Source organism: Rhizobium sp. 9140 (genome assembly GCF_900067135.1).
Taxonomy (GTDB): Bacteria; Pseudomonadota; Alphaproteobacteria; order Rhizobiales; family Rhizobiaceae; genus Ferranicluibacter.
The window spans coordinates 568,957-593,203 of sequence record NZ_FJUR01000001.1 but is presented as its reverse complement, the minus strand read 5'-3'; the positions used below and the strand labels follow the sequence as shown (position 1 = coordinate 593,203).

Below are 24,247 nucleotides of genomic sequence, written 5' to 3'. Positions count from 1 at the left end.
CGCGTCACCTAGGGCCGAACCTGGCCGGTGCCGTGCACGCGATACTGGAAGGACGTCAGCTGCTCGACGCCGACCGGCCCGCGCGCATGCATCTTGCCGGTGGAAATGCCGATCTCGCCGCCCATGCCGAACTCGCCGCCATCGGCGAACTGGGTCGAGGCATTGTGCAGGAGAATGGCGCTATCGATCTCGGTGAAGAAGCGGCCGACGACGTGCGGATCCTCGGCAATGACGGCTTCGGTGTGGGACGACGACCAGAGGCCGATATGCTCGATGGCCCCGGAAATGCCATCGACCATCCGCACGGCGATGATGGCGTCGAGATATTCGGTTGCCCAGTCCTCCTCTGTGGCAGCGATGAGACCCGGAACTATGGCACGAACCGCGTCGTCGCCGCGCACCTCGCATCCGGCAGCCTGCAGAGCCGTGATCAGCGGCTCGACGAAGCGCCCCGCGCCGACCTTGTCGATCAGCAGGGTTTCCGCCGATCCGCAGACGCCGGTGCGTCGCATCTTCGCATTGACGATGATGGCGCGTGCCATGTCCAGATCGGCCGAAGCATCGACATAGACGTGGCAGAGGCCTTCGAGATGGGCAAACACGGGAACGCGGGCCTCGTTCTGCACGCGGGCGACGAGGCTCTTGCCGCCGCGGGGAACGATGACGTCGATCGTGCCGTTCAACCCGGTCAGCATGGCCCCAACAGCGGCGCGATCGGCAACGGGAACCATCTGGATCGCATGTTCGGGGAGGCCGGCCGCAGCCAGGCCTTCGAGCAGGCAGGCATGGATTGCCTGCGAGGAATTGAGGCTATCGGAGCCGCCGCGCAGGATCACCGGATTGCCAGCCTTGAGGCAGAGCGCACCCGCATCCGCCGTCACGTTCGGCCGGCTCTCGTAGATGACGCCGATGACGCCGAGCGGCGTGCGAACGCGCTGGATGCGAAGGCCGTTCGGCCTGTCCCACTCCGCCATGACATCGCCAACCGGATCCGGCAGAGCGGCGATATCGCGGATGGCGCTCGCCATGTCTGCGATCCGCGCTTCGCTGAGGGTCAGCCGGTCGATGAACGAGGCGGCAACGCCGGTTTCCCGGGCGTTTTCCAGATCCAGCACGTTGGCGGCCAGGATTTCCGCGGTCCGCTTCACGATCGCCTCCGCCATGGCCATGAGGGCGGCGGTCTTCCGCTCCGGCGAGGCCATGGCGAGCGGCCGGGCCGACGCCTTCGCCTGCCGGCCGATGGTCGCCATCAGGTCCTGGATTTCGCGCTTGCGGGGATCGTCAAGCATGGATGTCGCTCCTCTCCGTTTCCTCGGTCACGGGTTCCCGAGACATGGGCTCCTGCGTCGCCCCGGTCATCACCAGATCGTCGCGATGCACCATGGCGGCACGCCCGGCATAGCCGAGAATATCCGCGATCTCTCCCGATTTCCGTCCCGCGATCTGCCGCGTCTCATCGGCATCGTAGCCGGCAAGGCCGCGGGCGATCTCACGCCCGTTCGCACTCAGGATCGCGATCGTATCGCCGCGACTGAAGGAGCCGGTGACGTCACGCACGCCGGCCGGCAACAGGCTCTTGCCGGAGCGTAAGGCCGTTTCGGCGCCGGCATCGATGGAGAGACTGCCGGAGGGCAGCAATTGCCCGGCAATCCAGGTCTTGCGCGCGGTGACCGGCGTGGTGGAGGGCGCAAACCACGAAGAGCGGGCGCCTTCGCCAAGCGCGCTCAAGGGGTGGTCCACCTTGCCCGAGGCGATGATCATGGCGCAGCCCGCGCCTGTCGCCATCTTGCCCGCGTCGATCTTCGTGCGCATGCCGCCGCGCGACAGCTCCGATGCCGCCCCGCCGGCCATCGCCTCGATCTCGGGCGTAATCGACGGGATAATCTCGAGGAACTGCGCCTGCGGATCGAGATGCGGCGGCGCCGTGTACAGGCCATCGATATCGGAGAGGAGAATCAGCAGATCGGCGCCGATCATCGTGGCGACGCGCGCCGCCAGACGGTCATTGTCGCCGTAGCGGATCTCGCTCGTCGCGACCGTGTCGTTCTCGTTGATGATGGGAATGGCACCCATTTTCAGGAGCTGCTTCATGGTCGCGCGCGCATTGAGGTAACGGCGGCGCTCTTCCGTATCTCCGAGCGTCAGCAGCACCTGCCCGGCGATGATGGCATCCCGCGACAGGCTCTCCGACCAGGCGCGTGCGAGCGCGATCTGCCCGACGGCGGCCGCCGCCTGGCTTTCCTCGAGCTTGAGGGCGCCGGCCGGCAGCTTCAGCACAGAGCGGCCGAGTGCAATGGCGCCGGAGGACACCACGAGAACATCGACGCCCTTTGCCTTCAGGGCGGCAATGTCGGCGCAGATGGCATCGAGCCATGCCGTCTTCAGCCCGCTTGCCCGATCGACCAGCAGGGCCGATCCGATCTTGATGACGATCCGGCGATAGGTCGAAAGGGGCTTGCGGGCAGCGCGCATCAGTCGTCGCTCCCCGCCGTCTGGGCGGTGACGATGATGTCGCGCAGAGCGCGCAGCGTTTCCGTCATGCCAGTGCCGACGATGGCCGAAAGCAGGAACGGCGTCGTGCCGCAAGCCTTCGCCAAGGCCTTCTGTTTCTTCTTGAGTTCTGCCGGATCGAGCGTATCGACCTGCGACAGCGCCACGATTTCCGGCTTGTCCGTCAGCTCGCCGCCATAGGCTTCCAGCTCGTGTTTTACCGTCTTGTAGGCCTTGGCCACATCCTCTTCCTGCCCGGAGACAAGATGTAGGAGGACACGCGTGCGCTCGACGTGGCCGAGGAAGCGGTCGCCAAGGCCGACACCTTCATGCGCGCCTTCGATCAGGCCGGGAATATCGGCCAGAATGAATTCGCGTCCATCGATGGTGGCGACGCCCAGATTCGGGTGCAGCGTGGTGAAGGGGTAATTCGCGATTTTCGGCCGAGCGCGCGTGCAGGTGGCGAGGAACGTCGATTTGCCGGCGTTCGGCAGGCCGACCAGCCCGGCATCGGCGATCAGCTTCAGCCGCAGCCAGATGGTTTTTTCCTCACCCTCTAGCCCGGGATTGGCCCAGCTCGGCGCCTGGTTGGTGGCGGACTTGAAGTGCGCATTGCCGAAGCCGCCATTGCCGCCCGCCGCGATGCGGAAGCGCTGCCCTTCGGTGATCATGTCAATGATCAGGGTTTCGCCGTCCTCCTCGAAGATCTGCGTGCCGACCGGCACTTTCAGCGTCACGTGATCGCCGCCAGCGCCCGTGCGGTTGCGGCCCATGCCGTGGATACCGGTGCCGGCCTTGAAATGCTGCTGGAAGCGGAAATCGATGAGCGTGTTCAGGCCGTTGACGGCCTCCACCCAGACATCGCCGCCACGGCCGCCATCGCCGCCGTCCGGCCCGCCGAACTCGATGAACTTCTCGCGCCGGAAGGATACCGCGCCGGCACCCCCGTCGCCGGAGCGGATATAGACCTTGGCCTCATCAAGAAATTTCATCGTCGTGCCGTTCGTGGTTACTGCCGGAAATGCCGCCATCGATATAGGCGTGGCCCGGACAGGTCAAAGAAATCCTTCATGCGGGCGGCTCCAGCCTTGATGACTGAAGCCGCCCGCAGCGTCATGATCGTGCGGGCGTAAAAGCATCCCGCGTCAGATGCGTCTCGATCCGGTTCACCGTCGCGCCTCGCGCCGGGACATAGACATCCGAAATGCCCGAGATGGTGAAGCCGAGCTTTGCCTGAACCTTCAGCGAGGCCGTGTTGTCGGCAAAAACGCCGGAACGCACAGTGCTGTCCGGCCGTTCCCGGAAGAACGCATCGATGAGCGCCCATGCGGCTTCGCTCATGATGCTGCGGCCCCAGGCCTGCCGGTTCAGCCAATAGCCGAGGTGCCAGGCGTTCCGCTGCCTCTCGATCGAGACCACGCCGATATGAGCGCCGCCCTTCCCGGTGATGGCGGCGTTCCAGGCAGTGTCGCCATTCGCCTCCGTCTCCAGCCAATCCCGCGCGTCACCCGGATGATAGGGCTGGGGCACGCGCAGGAGCATGCGGGCGACATCGAAGTCGCACAGCGAGGCGGTGATCGCCTCCGCATCGGAGAGAACATGCGGCCGCAAGGTCAGACGCGGTGTTCGGATGACCGGGCAGGGCGGCAGGTTTCCCGTTGTCCGGCTCATGGAGCCTGACATCTCGGGCCTGTGCCGTGCCGGCATGTCGAGGTCGAGCGTCATCGTCCGCCTCCCCAGCTTCTGAGCGAGATCCAGGTCTTGCGGTCCAGTCGGAACCATTCGACCGGCACCATGCCACCGAGCGCGAGGCTCCCGACCATTCCACCGCCCTGGTACTGGAAGCCGCACTTCTGGATGACCCGCCGCGAGGCGACGTTCATCACGCGGCAGCGTGCATCCAGCTGCGCGATGTCACGCGTTCGGAATGCCATGTCGATCAGCGCCTGGGCTGCTTCCGTCGCATAGCCCTTGTTCCAGTGGGGCTCTCCCAACCAGTAGCCTAGCTCGGCTGTGCGCCCATCCTCATGCGGCTCGACGCCGCAGCACCCGAGAAATGCGCCCGTGTCCGCTTTGGTGATGGCGTAGACGCACTTGCCAATCGTGCCGGCATTCGTGCGTCGCACGAAATCCGCGGCATCCGCCACCGTGTAGGGATGCGGCATGCGCGAAACCATGGTGGCGATGTTGGCGTTGTTGGCAAGATGGGCAAGGGCGTCGATATCGTCTTCGTGGGGTGCCCGCAGCACCAGCCTCGGAGATAATAATATCGGGCAATCGGTCCTTGACCGTTGCGGCCTCGGCCGCTCCTCGGGAGACCTGAACCGGTCCTCCCGTAACAATTCGCTCTGCATGTCTCGTCCTCCAGACGTGAAAAAAGGGGAGCTGGGTCTTGCCCCATCTCCCCTTTTGTCGTGATCTGAACCTGAAACGGCCAGCCGGGTCGATGAGACGCCGGCTGTTTTAGAGCGCTACCGGCTTATTCCGCTGCTTCTGCTTTCGGCATCACCGAGACGTACACGCGGCCATTGGCCTTCGTGCGGAAGTCCACGTTGCCTGTCGTCAGCGAGAAAATGGTGTGGTCCTTGCCGAGGCCGACATTGGCGCCCGGATGCCACTTCGTCCCGCGCTGGCGCAGGATGATGTTGCCTGGAATGACGGCTTCGCCGCCGAACTTCTTCACGCCAAGGCGCTTGGATTCCGAATCGCGACCGTTACGCGACGAACCGCCAGCTTTTTTGTGTGCCATGGGTCTTCTCCTTTAAACCTTCGATCGATCTTACTTGGCGCCTGCGATGTCCAGAATACGGACAGTCGTCTGGTGCTGGCGATGGCCGCGCGTGCGCTTGGAGTTCTGGCGACGGCGCTTCTTGAAGGCGATAACCTTCTTGGCGCGACCATGGCTGACGACTTCTGCGCTGACGATAGCGCCTTCGACGAAGGGAAGGCCGATCGTGGCGTCGGCGCCGACGCCGACCATCAGGATCTCGGTGAATTCAATCTTGTCGCCTTCGGCGCCATCCAGCTTTTCGATGGTGATGACGTCGTTTGCGGCTACGCGGTACTGTTTACCGCCGGTCTTAATGACTGCGAACATGTCTTGTCCTTGTCTGTTCGGTCCGGCTCTGCCTCCTCAAACGAAGAGAACGGCCGTCTTTTTATCAGTCGGAATGGCCAAGGGAAGGTTCTCCCCGGCCCACGAAACGAACATCCTTTCGGACATTCGGTCTGATGCGGCACCGCAACCCCATGACGGAATTCGCACCACTTCAGATGCGCCCGTTACGCGAGCTTTAGAAAACTGTCAAGATAAAACCCCTGAAATCCCTCAAATTCAGGCCTTTCCCCCTCTTGCCATCCCCCCGAACTGCCGCTATGAACCGCGTCGCGCTCCCAGAGCGCCGTCTGACCCCGCGGAGAGGTGGCAGAGTGGTCGAATGCACCGCACTCGAAATGCGGCATGCCTGCAAGGGCATCGTGGGTTCAAATCCCACCCTCTCCGCCATCATCCCCTCATCGAGTCTCACAGTCTCGTGCTCATCGGGTGGTTTGTAGAAAATCAGCCTCGTCCATGACGTGCATTCCAAATGCGCGAGCTTCGCTGGAGTGCGTGTCGTCATTCGGATCACGCGCGTGCATGATTCTCGCTGTTCTCCACCAGCAGCATCGGCCTATTCAGCCGCCGCCTGGCCGTGGCCGAAGCGTTTTTCGATGTACTCGCCGACCAGGGTTTCGAAATCGCCGGCGATGTTGGTGCCGCGGATCGTGAGGGCTTTTTTGCCGTCGATGTAGACGGGGGCGGCTGGCAGTTCGCCGGTTCCGGGGAGGGAGATGCCGATGTCGGCGTGCTTGCTTTCGCCGGGGCCGTTGACGATGCAGCCCATGACCGCGACCTTCAGGCCTTCGACGCCGGGATATTTTTCGCGCCAGACCGGCATGTTGCGGCGGATATCGTCCTCAATCTTCTGTGCCAGTTCCTGAAACACCGTGGATGTGGTGCGGCCGCAGCCCGGACAGGCGGCAACGACGGGAATGAACTGGCGGAAGCCCATGACCTGTAGCAGCTCCTGCGCCACCTGCACCTCGCGGGTGCGGTCGCCGCCGGGCTCCGGTGTCAGCGAGATGCGGATGGTATCGCCGATGCCCTGCTGCATGAGAATGCCGAGCGAGGCGGAGGAGGCGACGATGCCCTTGGAGCCCATGCCGGCTTCCGTCAGGCCGAGATGGAGGGCATGGTTTGTGCGAACCGAAAGCATGGCATAGGTCGGGATGAGATCCTGGACGTTGGAAACCTTGGCCGACAGGATGATCCGGTTGCGCGGCAGGCCGATCTCCTCGGCAAGCTCGGCCGAAATCAGCGCCGACTGGACGATGGTTTCGCGCATCACCTGCTGCGCGGTCAGTGGAAAGCCCTTCTCCTGGTTATCGTTCATCAGGCGCGTCAGCAGTTCCTGATCGAGCGATCCCCAGTTTACCCCGATGCGCACGGGCTTGTCGTACTGGATGGCCCGCTCGATGATCGCGCCGAACTGCCGGTCCTTCTTTTCCTTGAAGCCGACATTGCCGGGGTTGATCCGGTACTTGGCCAGCGCCTCCGCGCAGGCCGGGTGATCGGCGAGCAGCTTGTGTCCGATGTAATGGAAGTCGCCGATCAGCGGCACGTCGAGGCCGAGGCGCTCCAGCCGCTCTCGGATGCGCGGCACGGCCGCTGCACTCTCGTCGCGATCAACCGTGATGCGCACGAGTTCGGAGCCGGCACGGTGAAGAGCTGCGACTTGCGCCACCGTCGCATCCACGTCGGCTGTGTCGGTGTTGGTCATCGACTGCACGACGACGGGAGCGCCGCCACCGACGAGCACGCCTCCGACATCCACGGCAATCGTTTCGCGGCGTGGCTGAGGTTCGAAGGCAAAGGACATGGACATGGTGGGCCTCGTGCATTCCCGGTCGATCGGCGCCCCTGAGGTGCAGGAGGATCGATGCGCTGTCAACTGACGCCGCACCTTCCAGGTCGAAAAGGCGCACCCGGCAGCACCCGTGCTCCAGCAGGTTTTGGCGGCGAATTCATGACGCGTGTCCGTCGCCTGGCATTTGGCTCTCATCCTATCCGTTCTTTGCCGTGTCCGCATGAACCGCATGGCCCGACAGCAGGAGGACGACGAGGAAGAGCAGGGGGATGGTCGTGAAGACGAGGGAGAAGCCGACATGCTCGGCAATGAAGCCGATGAGCGACGGGGCAACCAAGATGCCGGAATAGCCCATGAAGGTGACGACAGAGAGGCCGATGCCCGGCGCGAGCCCCGGCAGGTTGCCAGCCGCCGAAAACGCGATCGGCACCATGTTGGAGATCCCGATGCCGGCGACGGCAAAGCCGATGATCGCGACAGTTGGGCTGGGTGCAAGCCCGGCCGTCACCAGACCGAGGAGAGCGAGCAGCGTGCAGACGCGCAGCGTCCTCACCGCGCCGAACCGATCGCGGACATGATCGCCGGCAAAGCGCATAATGGCCATGGTGGCGGAGAAGGCGGCAAAGCCGTAGCCGGACAAGGCAACGGAAGCGCCGAGTTCGTTGCGCATGTAGAGCGCGCTCCAGTCGATGACCGATCCTTCGGGGATCATCGAAAACAGGGCGACGATGCCGATCAGCCAGGGAAGGGCCGAGCGCGGCAAGGCCAGCTTTTCCTTTTCGGCCTCGGGATGCGGGTGATCCGCCATCACCATGGGCCAGGCGACTGCAAGGATCGCAAGGCCGGTGATCGTAACCAGCACGGCATGCGTGACCTCGCCGAAATGGGCGAGCACCGGGCCGCCGAGCGCTGCACCGAACAGCGCACCGAGGCTCCAATAAGCGTGGCAGGACGACATGATCGCCCGCCGCATGCGTTTCTCCACGGCCACCGCATTGGCGTTCATCGCCACGTCCATGGCGCCGATGAAGCCGCCGAGCAGGAAGAGGACGACGAAGGTGACAGGCAGGCCCGGCACGAGGCTGAGCAGGAGCAGAATGGGCGTCAGACAGGCGGCCATCAGGTTCGAGATCTGCCGCGAGCCGAGCCGCGAGATCAGCCCGCCCGCCACCGGCATCATCAGCAGAGAGCCGATGCCGAAGGTGAGGATCAAGAGGCCGAGCATGCCCTCGCTGATGCCGAGCCGATCTTTCAGTACCGGAATTTTCAGCGCCCAGCTGCCCATCATGAAGCCGTTCATGAGGAACAGCAGCGACACGGCAAGCCTGATCCTCGGCATGTAACCCCGTGGCGCCATCTCCGCTGCTGCTTGCGCTGGCCCGTCCGGTGCTCCTGTGGTCGTTTGGTGGTCCATCATCTGTCTCCTCCCGGCCCTGCGACCGGATCATGTCGTCTTTGTGTGTGTGCGGATCAGCCCGCGACCGGCTCGGCCCGCAGGATTGTCGCGCCTGCTTCCTTCAGCCCGGTCGCGATGGCGTCTGGTGCGTCCGCCTCGAGCGTCAGCGTCATCCGGTCGCTGAGACCGGCGATGACGAAGGGGTGTACCGTTTCCAGCTTGTCGCTGGTGCAGGCGACGAGGACCGAGCCTGCGCGTGCGGCGGCGATCTTCTTGAAGGCGACGTCGTCATAGACGAGCCCCGTCAGGCCGGCTTTGGCATCAAGGCCGCAGGTGCCGAGAATGCAGAGGTCGGGCCGCAACATCTCCAGATCCCGCTCCGCCTGCGCGCCGATCGCCGCACCGACATGACGGTCTATCCGCCCGCCGATGGCGATGACCTCGATCCCCGGGTGTTCCAGCGCTGCCATGGCGATGGCCGGCATGTTGGTCGCAAGCGTGAGGGAGAGCCCGGGGGGAAGCGCCTGGACGATGGCGAGATTGGTCGATCCGGCATCGACGAACACCGTCATCCCCTCCTTGAGGCAGGAGACGGCCGCTGCGGCCAGCACCTGCTTGCGACCGCGCGAGATTCCGGTTCGTACCGAGAAGGGCTGCTCGGCGGGCAATGCCAGCGCGCCGCCATAAACGCGTTCGCAAAAGCCTGCTGCCGCCATCTCGCGTAGATCGCGCCGGATCGTGTCTTCCGAGACCTTGAACGCGCGCGCGAGATCGCCGGCGAGCACCCGGCCTGACTGGCGGAGCTCGGCCCGGATCGCATCCTGTCTCTCGCGCGACAGCAGGTCGCTTGCCATTTTCACTCTCAATCATGCATGAATCGGTAAGAACGTGCATAAACAATTTCGATCGAGGTGCAAAGGGAATTCTATCTGCCGGGCTTGACCCTTTGCAAAAGAGGGGTTCACAAGGCATCTCTCGACACGAGACGCATCTCCAACATCGACAGGAGACACCCAGCATGATCCAGGGCATCACGTGGCTGCTCGGCTTCCAGCTCGTAGGGGAGACCCTTTCCTATGCGAGCGGCGGCCAGGTTCCGGGACCTGTGATCGGGCTTGCGCTGCTCGCGCTCTTTCTGCTTGCGACCCGACGCTTATCCGCTGCTGCTGCCATGGAAAAATCCACCGGCAAGGTCGCCGACAGTTTGCTCGCCAATCTCGGCATCCTCTTCGTGCCGGCCGGGGTCGGCATCATCCAGCACCTCGATCTCGTGATATCCATGGGCCTGCCGATCCTCGTCGCCATTCTCGTTTCCACGGTCGTCACGCTCGTCGTGACCGTCTGGGCGTTCACTCTGGCCAAGCATCTGGAACAACGGTGGAGGCGCAAGCCATGACCGAGATGTCCAACCTGGGTCAGATCGCGGCAAAGGCCGCCATCGATCAGGCGCAGTCCGTGCCGGCCTTGCCGCCCAGCCTCTGGGTCTACCTCTCGGCAACGCCGCTCTTCTGGTTGACGGCGACGCTCGTCGTTTGGCTGCTTGCCAATGCTGCTGCCCGAAAGGCGAACGGCCATCCGCTGGTCAATCCGGTGCTGATCTCGGTCGTCGTCATCGGTATGGGCCTGACGCTTGGTGGCGTCGCCTATCCCGCCTATTTCGAGGGGGCGCAGTTCATCCATTTCCTGCTGGGTCCTGCAACCGTGGCGCTGGCGGTGCCGCTTGTACGGCAGATCAAGCTGGTTGCCGCCAATCTCCTGCCCATGCTCGCAGCGCTCGCCGCCGGCAGTGTCACGGCGGTCCTGAGCGTTCTTGCGCTCGGCGCTCTCTTCGATTTTCCGGAAGCGCTCACGGTTTCCATGGCGCCGAAGTCCTCGACGGCCGGCGTTGCCATGGCGATATCGAAGGGTCTTGGCGGTGATCCCGGCCTCACCGCCGTTTTCGTGATCCTGACCGGCATTACCGGCGCGGTCATCGTCACCGGTCTGATGAACTGCATGCGGATCACCGACTATGCTGCCCGCGGCTTTGCGGCGGGTCTTGCGTCGCACGGCATCGGCACCGCCCGCGCCTTTCAGGTCGATCCCGTCGCCGGCCTCTTTGCCGGCATCGCTATGGCGCTGAACGCTCTGGTGACGGCGCTGATCGTGCCGCTGTTTTTGTAGGGAGAACGCGCCAGGGCGGATACCGGTGTGCGGGCTCTTCAAACGCAAAACACCGGCCGTTGCCAACCGGTGTTCTCACATCGTCGGGATCGCCGGTTCAGCCGAAGACGACCAGCAGGTCCTTGGTGTCGATCTGGTCACCGGTCTTCACCAGCACCTCCGCGATCGTCCCGTCTTTTTCGGCGTGCAGTGCCGTTTCCATCTTCATGGCTTCGATCGACAGCAGAACGTCGCCTGCCTTGACGGTCTGGCCCGCGGAAATGGCGACGGTCGAGACAACGCCCGGCATGGGTGCGCCGAGATGGGCGACGTTGCCGGCTTCGGCCTTTCGGCGAACGGCAGCGGTTGCCGCGCGGTTGCGGTCGGGCACCTTGATCATGCGAGCCTGGCCGTTCAACTCGAAGAAGACCTTGACCATGGCCTGCTCGTCCGGCTCGCTCTTGGCCTGATGCTGGATCACCAGTGCCTTGCCGCGCTCGATCTCGGGCTGAAGCTCCTCGCCCGTCGTCAGCCCATAGAAATAGTTGTGCGTCGGCAGCACGGAGACCGGGCCATAGGTATCGACGGCCAGCGCATAATCGGTGAAGACCTTGGGATACATCAGGTAGGACGCGAACTCCGCGTCCGAAACCGAACGGCCGATCTTGGTTTCGACCTCCTGCCGCTCGGCGTCGAGATCGGCTTCGGGAAGCAGCGAGCCCGGGCGGGCGGTATAGGCTTCCTCGCCCTTCAGCGCCTTTTTCTGGAGCGCTTCCGGCCATCCGCCCGGAGGCTGGCCGAGATCGCCCTTCAGCATGGAGACGACCGATTCGGGGAATGATACGTCCTTGGCCGGGTTTTCGACGTCGGCGACGGAGAGATCCTGGCTCACCATCATCAGCGCCATGTCGCCCACCACCTTGGAGGACGGCGTGACCTTCACGATGTCGCCGAACATCTGGTTGACGTCGGCATAGGTCTGCGCGACCCGATGCCACTTGGTCTCCAGACCGAGCGAGCGCGCCTGTTCCTTGAGGTTGGTGAACTGACCACCCGGCATTTCATGCAGATAGACTTCGGACGCCGGCCCCTTGAGGTCGCTTTCGAACGCCGCATACTGGTGACGAACCGCTTCCCAGTAGAAGGAGATACGGCGGATGGATTCGGGATCGAGACCCGGATCGCGCTCCGAGCCCTTCAGTGCCTCGACGATCGAGCCGAGGCATGGCTGGGAGGTGTTGCCGGAGAGCGAATCCATGGCCGCATCGACCACATCGACGCCCGCATCGACGGCCGCCAGCACGGTCGCAGCCGCGATGCCCGACGTGTCGTGCGTGTGGAAGTGGATCGGCAGATCGGTTGCCTCGCGCAGAGCCTTGAACAGCACCGTGGCAGCAGCCGGCTTCAGGAGGCCGGCCATGTCCTTCAGCGCGATCATGTGCGCGCCGGCACGTTCCAGTTCGCCGGCCAGCGCGGTGTAGTATTTCAGGTCGTATTTCGGCCGGGCGGAATTGAGGATGTCGCCGGTGTAGCAGATTGCGGCCTCACAGATGCGGTTTTCCTCGTTCACGGCATCCATCGACACGCGCATGTTCTCGACCCAGTTCAGGCAGTCGAAGACGCGGAAGACGTCGATCCCCTCGCGGGCGGCCTGACGCACGAAATACTTCACGACATTGTCGGGATAGTTCTTGTAGCCGACGCCGTTCGCGCCGCGCAGCAGCATCTGCAGCAGGAGGTTCGGCGCGTCCTCGCGAATGCGGGCGAGACGGTCCCATGGGTCCTCGGTCAAGAAGCGCATGGAGACGTCGAAGGTCGCGCCGCCCCAGCATTCCAGCGAAAACAGCTGCGGCAAAGCCTTGGCATAGGTGCCGGCGATCCGGGCAATATCATAGGTCCGCATGCGCGTCGCGAGCAGGGACTGGTGACCGTCGCGCATGGTGGTGTCGGTCATCAGCACGCGCTTTTCGGCGCGCACCCACTCGGCGAATTTCTTCGGGCCGAGTTCGTCCAGCTTCTGCTTGGTGCCGGAAACCACCTCACCTCTGGCGAAGGGCACGACGGGTTTGGCGATGTCGGCGGCCGGGCGCGGCCGTCCCTTGGCCTCGGGATGGCCGTTGACCGTGACGTCGGCGAGATAGGTGAGCAGCTTGGTCGCGCGGTCCTGACGCTTCACCTGCTGGAAGAGTTCCGGCGTCGTGTCGATGAAGCGCGTCGTGTAGGAATTGTCGCGGAACTTCGGGTGCGTGATGATGGCTTCGAGGAAGGTCAGGTTCGTCGCCACGCCGCGGATACGGAATTCGCGCAGCGCGCGCTCCATTCGGGTAATCGCTTCGGCCGCACCCGGCGCCCAGACGGTCACCTTCACCAGCAGCGGATCGTAGAACCGGGTGATGACGGCGCCGGTATAGGCCGTGCCGCCATCGAGACGAATGCCGAAGCCGGCCGCCGAGCGATAGCCGGTGATGCGGCCATAGTCGGGAATGAAGTTCTGCTCGGGGTCTTCCGTGGTGATGCGGCACTGCAGGGCGTTGCCGTTGAGGCGGATATCCGCCTGCTGCGGTACGCCCGATTCCGGCGTGCCGATGGCATGACCGTCGAGAATGTGGATCTGTGCCTTGACGATATCGATGCCGGTGACGACTTCGGTGACCGTGTGCTCGACCTGGATACGCGGGTTCACCTCAATGAAGTAGAACTTGCCGGTGTCCATATCCATCAGGTACTCGACCGTGCCGGCGCCGACGTAATGGGTCGCTTGGGCGATCTTGACTGAATAGGCCGCAAGCTCCTGGCGCTGTGCCTCATTCAGGTATGGGGCCGGTGCGCGCTCCACAACCTTCTGGTTGCGGCGCTGAACCGAACAGTCGCGCTCGAAGAGGTGCACGACATTGCCGTGGGTATCGCCCAGAACCTGGCTTTCGACGTGGCGGGCGCGTTCCACCAGCTTTTCGAGATAGACCTCGTCCTTGCCGAAGGCGGCCATCGCCTCGCGCTTGGCTTCCGTCACCTCGCGGGCGAGATCCTTCGGGTCGCGAATGGCGCGCATGCCGCGCCCGCCGCCGCCCCAGGAGGCCTTGAGCATGATGGGATAGCCGATTTCCTCGGCCATGCGCGCCACTTGCGCCATGTCGTCCGGCAGCGGCTCGGTTGCGGGCACCACGGGAACGCCGATCTCGATGGCGAGGTTGCGCGCGGCGACCTTGTTGCCGAGACGGCGCATCGTGTCGCCGGTCGGTCCGATGAAGATGATGCCGGCTTCCTTGCAGGCGTCCACGAATTCCGGGCTTTCCGACAGAAGACCGTAGCCCGGATGGATCGCATCCGCGCCCGAAAGCTTGGCCACGCGCAGGATCTCGTCGATCGAGAGATAGCTTTCGATCGGCCCGAGGTCGCGCTCCAGATGAGGCCCCCGCCCGATCTGGTAGCTCTCGTCGGCCTTGAAGCGGTGCAAGGCGAGCTTGTCCTCCTCGGCCCAGATCGCAACGGTTTTCAGGCCCAGCTCGTCGGCGGCTCGAAAGACGCGAATCGCGATTTCAGATCGATTGGCAACGAGAATTTTTTTGATGGACAAGCTGGCCTCCTACACCTTGACGTGCGGTTCTGCTGCACCGCGACATGAGTTCTATCCGGTCATTTTAGGAAGTTCAATTTCGGATTTCACAAGAATGTCAGAATCATGATGCCGATCTTTCACCGTTCCCCCATGGGATAAAGCCCTTCTATTCAGCCCGTCCGGTCCGGCTTACATAAAGCCGGCACGCTCTTTCCGCGTCTTTTCAAGAGAACGTTGCGAAGGCGACGTTCGACGCTTAGCGGTGCTGCATTGCAACATGAATACCTCGTTCAGCGACCATTCATGTTGCGATTGCGATAGTGGCCTCATCGAACAGGGAGAGGCACGTCTTCTGCCCGGTTCGTTTTCAAGCCGGGCCGGTTGGCCGGTCTGGCGCGACAACGAGTTTTCCCACGAGGGATAAGATAGTGTCATTGTTCCAGGTCTATGCGAGAGCACTCCAGTATCTCGCCGCTCACAAGCTTCGCGTTTCCGCGATCGTCATCGCCAACATTGTTCTGGCGGCCATAACGATTGCCGAGCCGATCCTGTTCGGCCGCATCATCGACGCGATCTCCTCCAAGACGGAAGTCACGTCGACCCTGATCATGTGGGCGACGCTCGGCATCTTCAATACCATCGCTTTCGTGCTTGTCGCCCGTGAAGCCGACCGCCTGGCGCATCAGCGCCGCGCGACGCTGATCACGGAAGCCTTCGGCCGTATCATCTCCATGCCGCTCTCCTGGCACAGCCAGCGCGGCACGTCCAACGCGCTGCACACGCTGCTGCGGGCTTGCGAAACGCTGTTCGGCCTCTGGCTGGAGTTCATGCGCGAGCATCTTTCGACGGCCGTCGCGCTGACGCTGCTGGTTCCCACCGCCTTTGCGATGGACTGGCGCCTGTCGATCGTCCTCGTCGTTCTCGGCACGCTCTACGTCATCATCGGCAAGCTGGTCATGGCGAAGACCAAGGACGGCCAGGCTGCCGTCGAAGGTCACTATCACACCGTGTTCGGCCATGTGTCGGATGCCATCAGCAACGTCTCGGTCGTTCACAGTTACAACCGTATCGAAGCCGAAACGCGCGAACTGAAGGCTTTCACGCAGAAGCTCATGTCGGTTCAGCTGCCGGTCCTCGACTGGTGGGCGCTGGCCAGCGGTCTCAACCGCATGGCATCCACGATCTCCATGATGACGATCCTCATCATCGGCACGATCCTGGTGCAGCGCGGCGAACTGGGTGTCGGCGAAGTGGTTGCCTTCATCGGCTTTGCCAACCTTCTGATCGGCCGTCTCGACCAGATGAAGAATTTCGTCAACCAGATCTTCGAAGCCCGCGCCAAGCTGGAAGACTTCTTCAACCTCGAAGACTCGGTTCGTGATCGTGAAGAACCTGCCGACGCCGGTGAACTGAACCATGTTCGTGGCGACGTCGAGTTCCGTGACCTGACCTATCACTTCCCCGGCACGTCGGATGGCCTGCACGACATCAACATCAAGGTGAAGGCCGGCCAGACCATTGCCATCGTCGGCCCCACCGGCTCTGGCAAGACCACGCTGATCAACATGTTGCAGCGTGTGAACGAACCGGCCTCCGGCAAGGTCCTGATCGACGGCGTCGATGTTGCCAAGGTGACCCGCAAGTCGCTGCGTGCCTCGATCGCAACCGTCTTCCAGGACGCCGGCCTTCTCAACCGCTCCATTTCGGACAATATCCGTCTGGGCCGCGAGGATGCCACGCTGGAAGAGGTCGTGAAGGCTGCTGAAGCTGCGGCTGCTTCGGACTTCATCGAAAGCCGCGACACGGGTTACGACACACGAGTCGGCGAACGGGGCAACCGCCTCTCCGGCGGCGAACGCCAGCGGATCGCCATCGCTCGGGCCATTCTGAAAAACGCACCGATCCTGGTGCTGGACGAAGCCACCTCAGCGCTCGACGTGGAAACCGAAAACCGGGTGAAGGACGCCATCGACAACCTGCGTAAGGACCGCACGACCTTCATCATCGCACACCGTCTCTCGACGGTTCGCGAAGCCGATCTGGTGGTCTTCATGGACGGTGGCCGGATCGTTGAGATGGGCGGCTTTAACGAGCTCAGCCAGTCCAACGGCCGCTTCGCCGCCCTGCTCCGGGCCTCGGGCATCCTGACGGACGACGACGTCCGCCGCGCAACGGCAGCCTGATCCGGGAAAGGATCACGACACCGAATACGAAAACGCCCCGTCGAAAGCGGGGCGTTTTACGTTCGAAGCGTTGCTTTTGCGGTCAGCGGCTGAGGGCCGTGACCTCGATCTCGATCAGCATCTCTGGGCGGATCAGGCCGCAGACGATCATGGTCGCAGCCGGGCGGATCTCGCCGAAGGCTTCGCCGAGGATGGGGAAGACCCGGTCGGCGAAGGTGGCGTCGGTGATGTAGTAGTGGCAGCGGACGACATCGGACAGGGAAAAGCCGGCGTCGCGGACGACGCCTTCGATGGTCTTCAGGCAATTACGGGCCTGTTCTTCCACCGTGTCGGGCATGGTCATCGTCGCATAATCATAACCGGTCGTGCCGGAGACGAAGCACCAGTCGCCTTGAACCAGCGCACGCGAATAGCCCGCCGTCCTTTCAAACGGCGAGCCCGACGAGATCAGGCGGCGGGTATCCGATGCGTCCGCATCGGGCATCATGCCCAGGGACGCTCCACCGCATTCGCCTTCTCGAAGCCGTCGATAGCCGAAACCTTTTCCAGCGTCAGGCCGATATCGTCGAGGCCGTTCAGCATGCAGTGACGCTTGAAGGCGTCGAGTTCGAAGCTGATCTTGCCGCCATCGGGGCCGGTGATCTCGAGATTCTCGAGGTCCACGGTCAGGACGGCGTTCGAGCCGCGGCTCGCATCGTCCATCAGCTTGTCGAGGTCCTCGGGGCTGACGACGACCGGCAGGATGCCGTTCTTGAAACAGTTGTTGTAGAAGATATCGGCGAACGACGTGGAAATGACGCAACGGATGCCGAAGTCGAGCAGCGCCCATGGCGCATGCTCGCGCGAGGAGCCGCAGCCGAAATTGTCGCCGGCGACCAGGATCTTGGCATTCTGGTAGGCGGGCTTGTTCAGCACGAAGCTTTCGTTCGGCGTGCCGTCTTCGTTGTAGCGCGCTTCGGCGAACAGGCCCGTGCCGAGCCCGGTGCGCTTGATCGTCTTCAGGTAATCCTTCGGAATGATCATGTCCGTGTCGATGTTGACGACGGGCAGGGGAGCGGCGACGCCGGTGAGCTTGACGAACTTGTCCATGGCCTTGCGACTTTCGTTTTCCAGGGGGAACGGAATTGCCTCGCGCTTTAGAGCAAATCGCCGGGAATTTGAAGAAAAATCTCCGGCAGGCGCTGCGCCTTCCGATCGCCGACGTGTATTTCGCGGCATGACTGCATTCCATTCCTGGGCGAGCCCTTGGAGAATAAAACCTGCGGCATAGTTAAAGTGTGCAGGCAGGCGCGCATGCGATGCGCCGCCCCCACCAAAGGAGGACGTTCCCATGGGCATTTTCGACAAGATCAAGGACGCGATCTTCGGTCATCACGACAAGGCCACCGCACCGGCATCACCGACCGGCACCACGATCAACCCCGCCGGCAGCGGCCCGGTCATCGCTTCCACGGCTCCGTCCTCAGCGCCGATGGCTCCGACAGGCACGGCTGGCACAACTGCGCCGAGCACGACGTCCGGGACGCCGACGGCCGCCCCGTCTCAGGCACCCTCGGCCACGACCGCGTCCGCATCCGGACCTGTCGATGTCGCCGCGATGCTCGACAAGGCTGTCGCCGCTAACGGCCAGAAGCTCGATTGGCGTCACTCCATCGTCGACCTGATGAAGGCGCTTGGTATGGAAGCGAGTCTTTCGGAACGCAAGGAACTGGCGCAGGAGCTTCATTATACCGGCGACGTGAACGACTCCGGCAAGATGAACATGTTCCTGCACAAGGCGCTGCTCCAGAAGCTGTCGGAAAACGGCGGCAAGGTTCCGGCCGAACTACTCGACTGAGCCAAACCGTCAAAACATGAAAAAGGGCTCCTGCAGCGATGCGGGAGTCCTTTTTCGTCGTCGCCTTTAATGACGTTCAGATTTCCGGGCAGCCATTCCGGTTGGCGAAGGTGATGCGCTGCGGACCGCGACGGGTCATGCCTTCAACGACGACACGGCGGTCGGTGACGCGGACGACTTCTGGATCGCGAAGACCTGAGTCGCGGGCGGCAGCGCGGGCTTCGCGTTCGCCGCAACGGTCACGACCGCGTTCGCGGCGCGGCTCGCGGATGACAGGACGGATTCCGTCCGGTCCGACGCGCAGTTCCACGCCTTGAGCATTGGCAATGCCTGCAAAGCCAGCAGTGCCGCCGGCTGCGATCGCCAACGCAATACCGGCAGAGGCTAGAAATCTCTTCATTACGATATCTCCCACGCGCGTCGTCGCGCACCTAATAACAACGGACAATTCGCGAACCCGGGTTTGGTTCCAGATGCCTGTTGTAAAAGGATTTGCGAGACCAGACAGCCTCTGGATCGCGGAGCCCGAGGCGAATGTCTCGCCCCGGACGCTAGGCGGTCCTCAGTCTTCGCTCTCAAGGGTAACGGGCTCGATGGCGATGGGCTCCATCGTGTCCCGTCCGCCGGCGATGATCGACCGCTTGCCGACGTGGTTGGCCGCGCCGACGAGACCTTCCCGTTCCATGCGCTCCACCAGGGACGCCGCACGGTTGTAGCCGATCTGCAGGCGGCGCTGGATGTAGGAGGTCGAGCACTTCTTGTCGCGCAGCACCACCTTGACGGCCTTGTCGTAGAGGTCCTGCCCGTCTTCCTCGGCCATGCCGGATTTGTCGAACACGGCCGTATCTTCCTCGGGAGCCTCCTCCACCTCGTCGGCGTCCTCGGTGACCGTGCCCAGATATTCCGGGCGGCCCTGCGCCTTCAGATGGTTGACGACCTTCTCGACCTCTTCGTCCGAGACGAAAGGTCCGTGGACACGGGCGATGCGTCCGCCGCCGACCATGTGCAGCATATCGCCCTGTCCGAGCAGATGTTCGGCACCCTGTTCGCCAAGGATAGTGCGGCTGTCGATCTTCGAGGTGACCTGGAAGGAGATGCGGGTGGGGAAGTTGGCCTTGATCGTGCCGGTGATGACGTCGACCGAGGGGCGCTGCGTTGCCATGATCAGGTGGATACCGGCGGCACGTGCCATCTGCGCCAGCCGCTGGATCGCGCCTTCGATCTCCTTGCCGGCGACCATCATCAGGTCGGCCATCTCGTCGACGATGATGACGATGTAGGGCATCGGCGCGAGGTCGAGTTCCTGCTCCTCGAACACCGGCTCGCCGGAACCGCGGTCGAACCCGGTCTGGACCGTCGTGAACACCGTCTCGCCCTTGGCACGGGCGATCGCGGCACGGCCGTTATAGCCGTCGATATTGCGCACGCCGAGCCGCGACATCTTGCGATAGCGGTCTTCCATTTCCCGCACCGCCCATTTCAGCGCCATCACGGCCTTCTTCGGGTCGGTGACGACAGGGGTCAGGAGATGCGGGATGCCGTCATAGATCGACAGTTCCAGCATCTTCGGATCGACCATGATCAGGCGGCATTCCTCGGGCTTCAGGCGGTAGAGGAGCGACAGGATCATCGTGTTGATCGCCACCGACTTGCCGGAACCCGTCGTTCCCGCGACGAGCAGATGCGGCATCTTGGCGAGTTCCGCCACCACCGGTTCACCGCCGATGGTCTTGCCCAGGCAGAGCGGCAGCTTGAACTTCGTTTCCTCGTAGCTGTGCGACTCGATCATCTCGCGGAAATAGACGGTTTCACGGACCGGGTTCGGCAGTTCGATGCCGATGACGTTGCGGCCGGGAACGACCGCGACGCGGGCCGACAGGGCCGACATGGAGCGGGCGATATCGTCGGACAGGCCGATGACGCGCGAGGATTTGACGCCGGGTGCCGGCTCGAACTCATAGAGCGTGACGACCGGACCCGGGCGCACATCGATGATCTCGCCGCGCACGCCGAAATCTTCCAGCACGCTTTCGAGCAGGCCCGCACTCTGTTCCAGAGCTTCCTGGCTCATGGACGTGGTCTGCTGGAACACCGGCTCCTGCAAAAGTTCGACCGGGGGCAGCTGGTAGCCTTCCATTTCCGGCAGAACGGAGAGATCGATGGCGCGGGCAGCGGCGCTCAGTTGCAGCGACGGCGTCAGCCGGCCGGCAAGAACCTGGGCGGCGCGGATGCGCGGCTTGAAGGCAGCCGGCGCCTCCTCGGCAACCTGAGGGGTGGCCGGCGCTTCGGCGACCGGTTCCGGTGCAGCCTGTGGCTCCGCCTCGGCGACGGCTTCGACAGGTACGGCCTCGTCAATGCCGGAAAGGGCAACGGACTTGGCCGGGCCGACGTCGATCACCCGATACAGCGCCGTCACGGATTCCGGGCTTGTCCGAAACGCGATTGTCGGCGGCACGGGAGCTGGAGCCGGCGTTTCGGCCGCAACCGGGATTGCCATCGTTTTGGGCTCGGTCTTTATCGATCCTGTTCCCTGGATGGCGGGCGCCGGGATGAGAGAGAGGGACGGATCGAAATCCGGGTTCGAGAGCAGCGTCTCGAAGAAGATCGCATCGTTTATCGCGAAGCTGAACGCGCGGGGCGCCAGCGATACCGGCGCGGGCGTCTCTGCCGGGACGGCAACGTCTTCGATCGCAGCCTCGGGCTCGACACACACCACGTCGACAATCTCTGTCGGCTGGGCATCCCGCGGCGCCTCGATCTGCGCCACCTGCGGCCAGGCGTCGCTCTGCGGGAATTCGCGGCGCAGTTTCAGGGCGAGAGCCAAAGCGCCGCGCGCGGTCGCGAAATCGGTTTCCGGCATGTCGAAGGTCTGTGTCATTTCGGGTCGTTCCATTGAGGCCGTAGCCTCTGTCATGTCGGCGATCGACGCTGGGGGATGCTCGTTGATCTGCACCATTTCGAGCATGGGCGGCGATTTCGGGCTGCGCTTGGGATAGGCGCTGTCCGGCGTGCGGGTGAAGCGGACGTTGGGGCCGATGACGAAGTTGCTCTGCCAGATCGGCGCGCGTCCTTCGATCTCGCCGGCGGCCATCTCGTCGGCATTCTCCGTGTCAGCGCCCGACAGGAAAGCGCCGCCGAGCGTCTCCGGCGTACCGTAGATCCGCTTGACCGGCTCGATACGCTGGGGCGCATCCTCCGCCTTCGCATTGTCGATACCGTGGGGAAGATTCGTTCTGGATAGACGCATGGGAACCTGCAAACTCGGGAACATGAGGGCCGATGGGCACCTCTATTCAATAGAAAATAAAGGTTAATCAGCCCTTTCCGCGCAGCACTGATAACAGGGGCGAAAGATGGGTTTGCCTGGGCAAAGTTATTGTAATCCTTGGCTTAAGGATTGGCGTCAGTACAAAATGCGCAAAAAAATTTCTCAAAAGGGTGGAACCCGGCGGCAAAGCACGTCATTAATGTGTCAGGCGGAAATGTGCAGGCGCGACCCGCCCGCGTCGAAGCAAATGTGAGGAGACGCAGATGAACACTCTACTGCCAGAACTTCACCAGGGGCATGCTCCGATTACCCTGCATCAGCTGTTCCGCGAGGCGATCGACGCCTATGAGGAATGGGACGGCGGCGCCGATGCGCCGACCATTTACTATCAAGGTGCACTCCTGCCGATCGCGCTGGTCTTCAATCATATGCGCGGATGCACCGATATTCTGCCGACGTCCGTCCGGGAGGTGGTGACGTTGCAGCTGACCAAGCCGTGGTCGAGCGAAAGCCCGCTAGACGATATGACAGTCTCTACGGCAGCCCGCATCATGGGCATTATGATCCGCAAGCGTCAGGTGCGCAGCGGACGGGCGGATATCAATGCGTTTCTCCGCCGGATGGAGCGACAGCAGGCGCATCGCATCGTTCGCTCATAACCTAGAGGGGCTGCGAAAGTGGCCCCTTTCTTGTGTTGGAAACATCAACGCGCCGCCCTAACCGACGATGGCAGACGTTAACGGATCGTGAAAACCCCTTGATGACGGGCGAAACCCGTGTTGTAATCCCTGACTGACGACATGACCGCATATGTGTGAACGCATGCGCCCAGGGCAATGTCCCCAAGGACGACCAGGGCGAGGGCATCCGGTTCAACAATCCGACACCTGCTAGAGGCGGCAGGAAGGGAGGAATGATATGACGGTTCACGGCCTTTCCTCGCCCGACCGGCGTGCATCAGGCGATATGCTCGATATCGCGGTGGTCGGCCGCGGTTTCTCCGGCATCATGATGGCGATCGCGCTTCTAAAGACGGTGACGCGACCCTTCCGCCTGCGCCTGTTCGATCCCGCGCCCACCATCAGCGGCGGTCAGGCGCTGGCCGGCGCCCGCTCGACGGAGATTCTCAACAGCCGTGCCCGCGATCTCTCGGTCGCGACCGGGGAACCGATGGATTTCACGCGCTGGCTGCAGGCGAGCAGCGAATTTCGCGACGCCGTTTCCGCGGCCATTCCCGGTTTCGGTCAGATCTTCGTGCCGAAGTCGATCTTCAGCGATTATGTCTATCAGCGCTTTTCCGAGGCGCTCGCCCAGCGGCGCGATGTGACGGTGCAGATGTCGCATGATATCGCCGACGATATCCGCCGTCTCGATCATGGTGGCGTTCGCCTCGGCTTTGCCGATGGTGGGGCCACGGTGTTCGATGATGTGATTCTCGCGACGGGCTATGGCCTGAAGGCGGATGCCGGTGATGTCGCGCGGGCACTGACCCGCGAAATCACCACGCCGCAGAGCGTCGAGAAGCATGTGATCGTCATGGGCAGCGGCCTGCGGGCGGTGGATCAGGTGCTGCAGCTCCGCGATGCCGGGTTCGCCGGCCGGATATCCATCCTCTCGCGCCGCGGCTTCCTGCCCCAGCCGCACACACGGCTGGCGGCAGATTCGGTATTCCCGACCCAACCCATGCCCTCGCAGTTGCGCCACATCCTGCGCTTCGTGCGCGAAGCCTGCGCGGAAGCGGAGGAGAACGGCTGGAGTTGGCAGGCTGCCATGAACGGGCTGCGCAAGCGGGCAAGCTCGCTCTGGTCGTCCCTGCCGCCCAGCGAGAAGCGGCAATTCAACCGGCATCTGCGCTCCATCTACGATGCCCACCGCAACCGGCTGCCGGCCGACGTCCATGCCCGGCTGGAGCGCGAGCTTGGTGCCGGATTGACCGAGCTACGGCGCGGCACGGCGTTGCGCAGGTCGTCTCAAGGGCTCGTCGTCCGCTGGGCGGGCGAGCAGCAGGATAGCCTGTTCACGGCAGATCGCATCATCGACTGCCGCTGCCTGTCGGCCGATCTCGATGTGCCGGTGATTGCCGCTGCGCTTCGCAACCAGCTTGCCATCCCGGACGAGCTCCATCTCGGCCTCTCCGTCAATCCGGCCGGCGAGCTTCTCGATGCACGCGGTCGTTCCCTCGGCCTTTTCGCCATCGGCCCGCTCGGGCTCGGTTCCCTGCCGGATATCGATCTGGTGCCGGAGATCGTTGCCCAGACCTATGCCGCAGCCGCCATCATCGACATGCGCGCGCGTCCGCAGCGACAGGTCGGCTGAGGAGCAAGGTCATCGCCGCGGCTCGGCGAATGCGTGGCGTTTTCAGGCTGAACGAGCGTGTTCCGCAGTCCTCCAACCCCTTTTGCGAAAACGTCTTTGCATTGACAATGACGAGGTCCGGACGGAGAGTGGCGCCGGAACCGGCCGCCTCG

Annotated in this window: 21 protein-coding genes and 1 tRNA gene; 7 read left to right on the top strand and 15 right to left on the bottom strand. The window is 63.3% G+C overall.

Features of this window, described 5'->3' with window-relative positions; all coding sequences use genetic code 11:
• Window positions 1-8: 8 nt before the first annotated feature.
• The 7 genes from GA0004734_RS02720 to rplU form a co-directional block, all read right to left on the bottom strand.
• Entirely contained in the window at window positions 9-1,289 is a 1,281-nt protein-coding gene (locus GA0004734_RS02720; protein ID WP_092930980.1) for a glutamate-5-semialdehyde dehydrogenase, read from the bottom strand.
• The gene (proB, locus tag GA0004734_RS02715) at window positions 1,282-2,472 is read right to left on the bottom strand and encodes a glutamate 5-kinase (RefSeq protein WP_092930978.1); all 1,191 of its coding nucleotides are present in this window, start codon (window positions 2,470-2,472) and stop codon (window positions 1,282-1,284) included. The genes GA0004734_RS02720 and proB overlap by 8 nt, the downstream gene beginning before the upstream one ends.
• Entirely contained in the window at window positions 2,472-3,482 is a 1,011-nt protein-coding gene (gene obgE, locus GA0004734_RS02710; protein WP_092935813.1) for a GTPase ObgE, read from the bottom strand. Before obgE ends, proB begins: the two co-directional genes overlap by 1 nt.
• Window positions 3,483-3,603: 121 nt before the next feature.
• Window positions 3,604-4,173 carry a GNAT family N-acetyltransferase gene (locus GA0004734_RS02705; protein WP_245292470.1) on the bottom strand — a complete coding sequence of 190 codons (570 nt, stop codon included), beginning with the start codon at window positions 4,171-4,173 and terminating at the stop codon, window positions 3,604-3,606.
• A 38-nt stretch (window positions 4,174-4,211) separates the two neighbouring features.
• Window positions 4,212-4,844, bottom strand: a complete 633-nt coding sequence (locus tag GA0004734_RS02700; protein WP_092930974.1) for a GNAT family N-acetyltransferase — start codon at window positions 4,842-4,844, stop codon at window positions 4,212-4,214.
• A 125-nt stretch (window positions 4,845-4,969) separates the two neighbouring features.
• Window positions 4,970-5,239, bottom strand: a complete 270-nt coding sequence (rpmA, locus tag GA0004734_RS02695) for a 50S ribosomal protein L27 (RefSeq protein WP_062477551.1) — start codon at window positions 5,237-5,239, stop codon at window positions 4,970-4,972.
• A 30-nt stretch (window positions 5,240-5,269) separates the two neighbouring features.
• On the bottom strand, window positions 5,270-5,587 hold the full coding sequence (rplU, locus tag GA0004734_RS02690) for a 50S ribosomal protein L21 (protein ID WP_092930972.1): 318 nt from the start codon (window positions 5,585-5,587) through the stop codon (window positions 5,270-5,272).
• A gap of 318 nt (window positions 5,588-5,905) precedes the next feature.
• Here rplU and GA0004734_RS02685 point away from each other — a divergent pair.
• Window positions 5,906-5,995 (top strand) — tRNA-Ser (locus tag GA0004734_RS02685).
• Between the two features lie 166 nt (window positions 5,996-6,161).
• On the opposite strand, the gene ispG is transcribed toward GA0004734_RS02685, so the two are convergent.
• The 3 genes from ispG to GA0004734_RS02670 all read right to left on the bottom strand — a co-directional run bounded on the left by ispG (window position 6,162) and on the right by GA0004734_RS02670 (window position 9,647).
• Window positions 6,162-7,415 carry a flavodoxin-dependent (E)-4-hydroxy-3-methylbut-2-enyl-diphosphate synthase gene (ispG, locus tag GA0004734_RS02680; protein WP_092930970.1) on the bottom strand — a complete coding sequence of 418 codons (1,254 nt, stop codon included), beginning with the start codon at window positions 7,413-7,415 and terminating at the stop codon, window positions 6,162-6,164.
• A 178-nt stretch (window positions 7,416-7,593) separates the two neighbouring features.
• Complete coding sequence (locus tag GA0004734_RS02675) at window positions 7,594-8,754, bottom strand: MFS transporter (protein ID WP_245292469.1); 1,161 nt, start codon at window positions 8,752-8,754, stop codon at window positions 7,594-7,596.
• Window positions 8,755-8,867: 113 nt separating this feature from the next.
• A complete protein-coding gene (locus GA0004734_RS02670) occupies window positions 8,868-9,647 on the bottom strand; it encodes a DeoR/GlpR family DNA-binding transcription regulator (RefSeq protein ID WP_175386194.1) in 780 nt (259 codons plus the stop codon).
• A gap of 164 nt (window positions 9,648-9,811) precedes the next feature.
• Here GA0004734_RS02670 and GA0004734_RS02665 point away from each other — a divergent pair, with 164 nt between their 5' ends.
• Both GA0004734_RS02665 and GA0004734_RS02660 read left to right on the top strand, forming a co-directional pair.
• On the top strand, window positions 9,812-10,189 hold the full coding sequence (locus GA0004734_RS02665) for a CidA/LrgA family protein (RefSeq protein WP_092930964.1): 378 nt from the start codon (window positions 9,812-9,814) through the stop codon (window positions 10,187-10,189).
• 59 nt (window positions 10,190-10,248) lie between these two features.
• The gene (locus GA0004734_RS02660) at window positions 10,249-10,956 is read left to right on the top strand and encodes an LrgB family protein (RefSeq protein WP_092935811.1); all 708 of its coding nucleotides are present in this window, start codon (window positions 10,249-10,251) and stop codon (window positions 10,954-10,956) included.
• Between the two features lie 97 nt (window positions 10,957-11,053).
• Here GA0004734_RS02660 and pyc read toward each other — a convergent pair whose 3' ends face one another.
• Window positions 11,054-14,509 carry a pyruvate carboxylase gene (gene pyc / locus GA0004734_RS02655; RefSeq protein ID WP_092930962.1) on the bottom strand — a complete coding sequence of 1,152 codons (3,456 nt, stop codon included), beginning with the start codon at window positions 14,507-14,509 and terminating at the stop codon, window positions 11,054-11,056.
• Between the two features lie 410 nt (window positions 14,510-14,919).
• Between pyc and GA0004734_RS02650 the strand changes: the two genes are divergently transcribed.
• Window positions 14,920-16,674: a glucan ABC transporter ATP-binding protein/ permease gene (locus GA0004734_RS02650; RefSeq protein ID WP_092930960.1), complete on the top strand. Its 1,755-nt coding sequence runs from the start codon at window positions 14,920-14,922 to the stop codon at window positions 16,672-16,674.
• Between the two features lie 82 nt (window positions 16,675-16,756).
• On the opposite strand, the gene GA0004734_RS02645 is transcribed toward GA0004734_RS02650, so the two are convergent.
• Window positions 16,757-17,158, bottom strand: a complete 402-nt coding sequence (locus GA0004734_RS02645; protein WP_092935809.1) for a RidA family protein — start codon at window positions 17,156-17,158, stop codon at window positions 16,757-16,759.
• Window positions 17,158-17,763, bottom strand: a complete 606-nt coding sequence (gene leuD / locus GA0004734_RS02640; RefSeq protein WP_092930958.1) for a 3-isopropylmalate dehydratase small subunit — start codon at window positions 17,761-17,763, stop codon at window positions 17,158-17,160. Before leuD ends, GA0004734_RS02645 begins: the two co-directional genes overlap by 1 nt.
• A gap of 241 nt (window positions 17,764-18,004) precedes the next feature.
• Here leuD and GA0004734_RS02635 point away from each other — a divergent pair, with 241 nt between their 5' ends.
• A complete protein-coding gene (locus GA0004734_RS02635; RefSeq protein WP_092930956.1) occupies window positions 18,005-18,511 on the top strand; it encodes a DUF3597 domain-containing protein in 507 nt (168 codons plus the stop codon).
• A 76-nt stretch (window positions 18,512-18,587) separates the two neighbouring features.
• Here GA0004734_RS02635 and GA0004734_RS02630 read toward each other — a convergent pair whose 3' ends face one another.
• Window positions 18,588-18,911 (bottom strand): hypothetical protein, encoded by a 324-nt coding sequence (locus GA0004734_RS02630; protein ID WP_092930954.1) that lies wholly within the window; start codon window positions 18,909-18,911, stop codon window positions 18,588-18,590.
• A 162-nt stretch (window positions 18,912-19,073) separates the two neighbouring features.
• Window positions 19,074-21,602, bottom strand: a complete 2,529-nt coding sequence (locus tag GA0004734_RS02625) for a DNA translocase FtsK (protein WP_245292468.1) — start codon at window positions 21,600-21,602, stop codon at window positions 19,074-19,076.
• A 440-nt stretch (window positions 21,603-22,042) separates the two neighbouring features.
• Between GA0004734_RS02625 and GA0004734_RS02620 the strand changes: the two genes are divergently transcribed.
• Together GA0004734_RS02620 and GA0004734_RS02615 are read left to right on the top strand one after the other, a co-directional pair.
• Window positions 22,043-22,438 (top strand): hypothetical protein, encoded by a 396-nt coding sequence (locus GA0004734_RS02620; protein ID WP_092930950.1) that lies wholly within the window; start codon window positions 22,043-22,045, stop codon window positions 22,436-22,438.
• A gap of 259 nt (window positions 22,439-22,697) precedes the next feature.
• Window positions 22,698-24,095, top strand: coding sequence for an FAD/NAD(P)-binding protein (locus GA0004734_RS02615; protein ID WP_092930948.1), 1,398 nt, complete (start codon window positions 22,698-22,700; stop codon window positions 24,093-24,095).
• Window positions 24,096-24,247 lie beyond the last annotated feature (152 nt).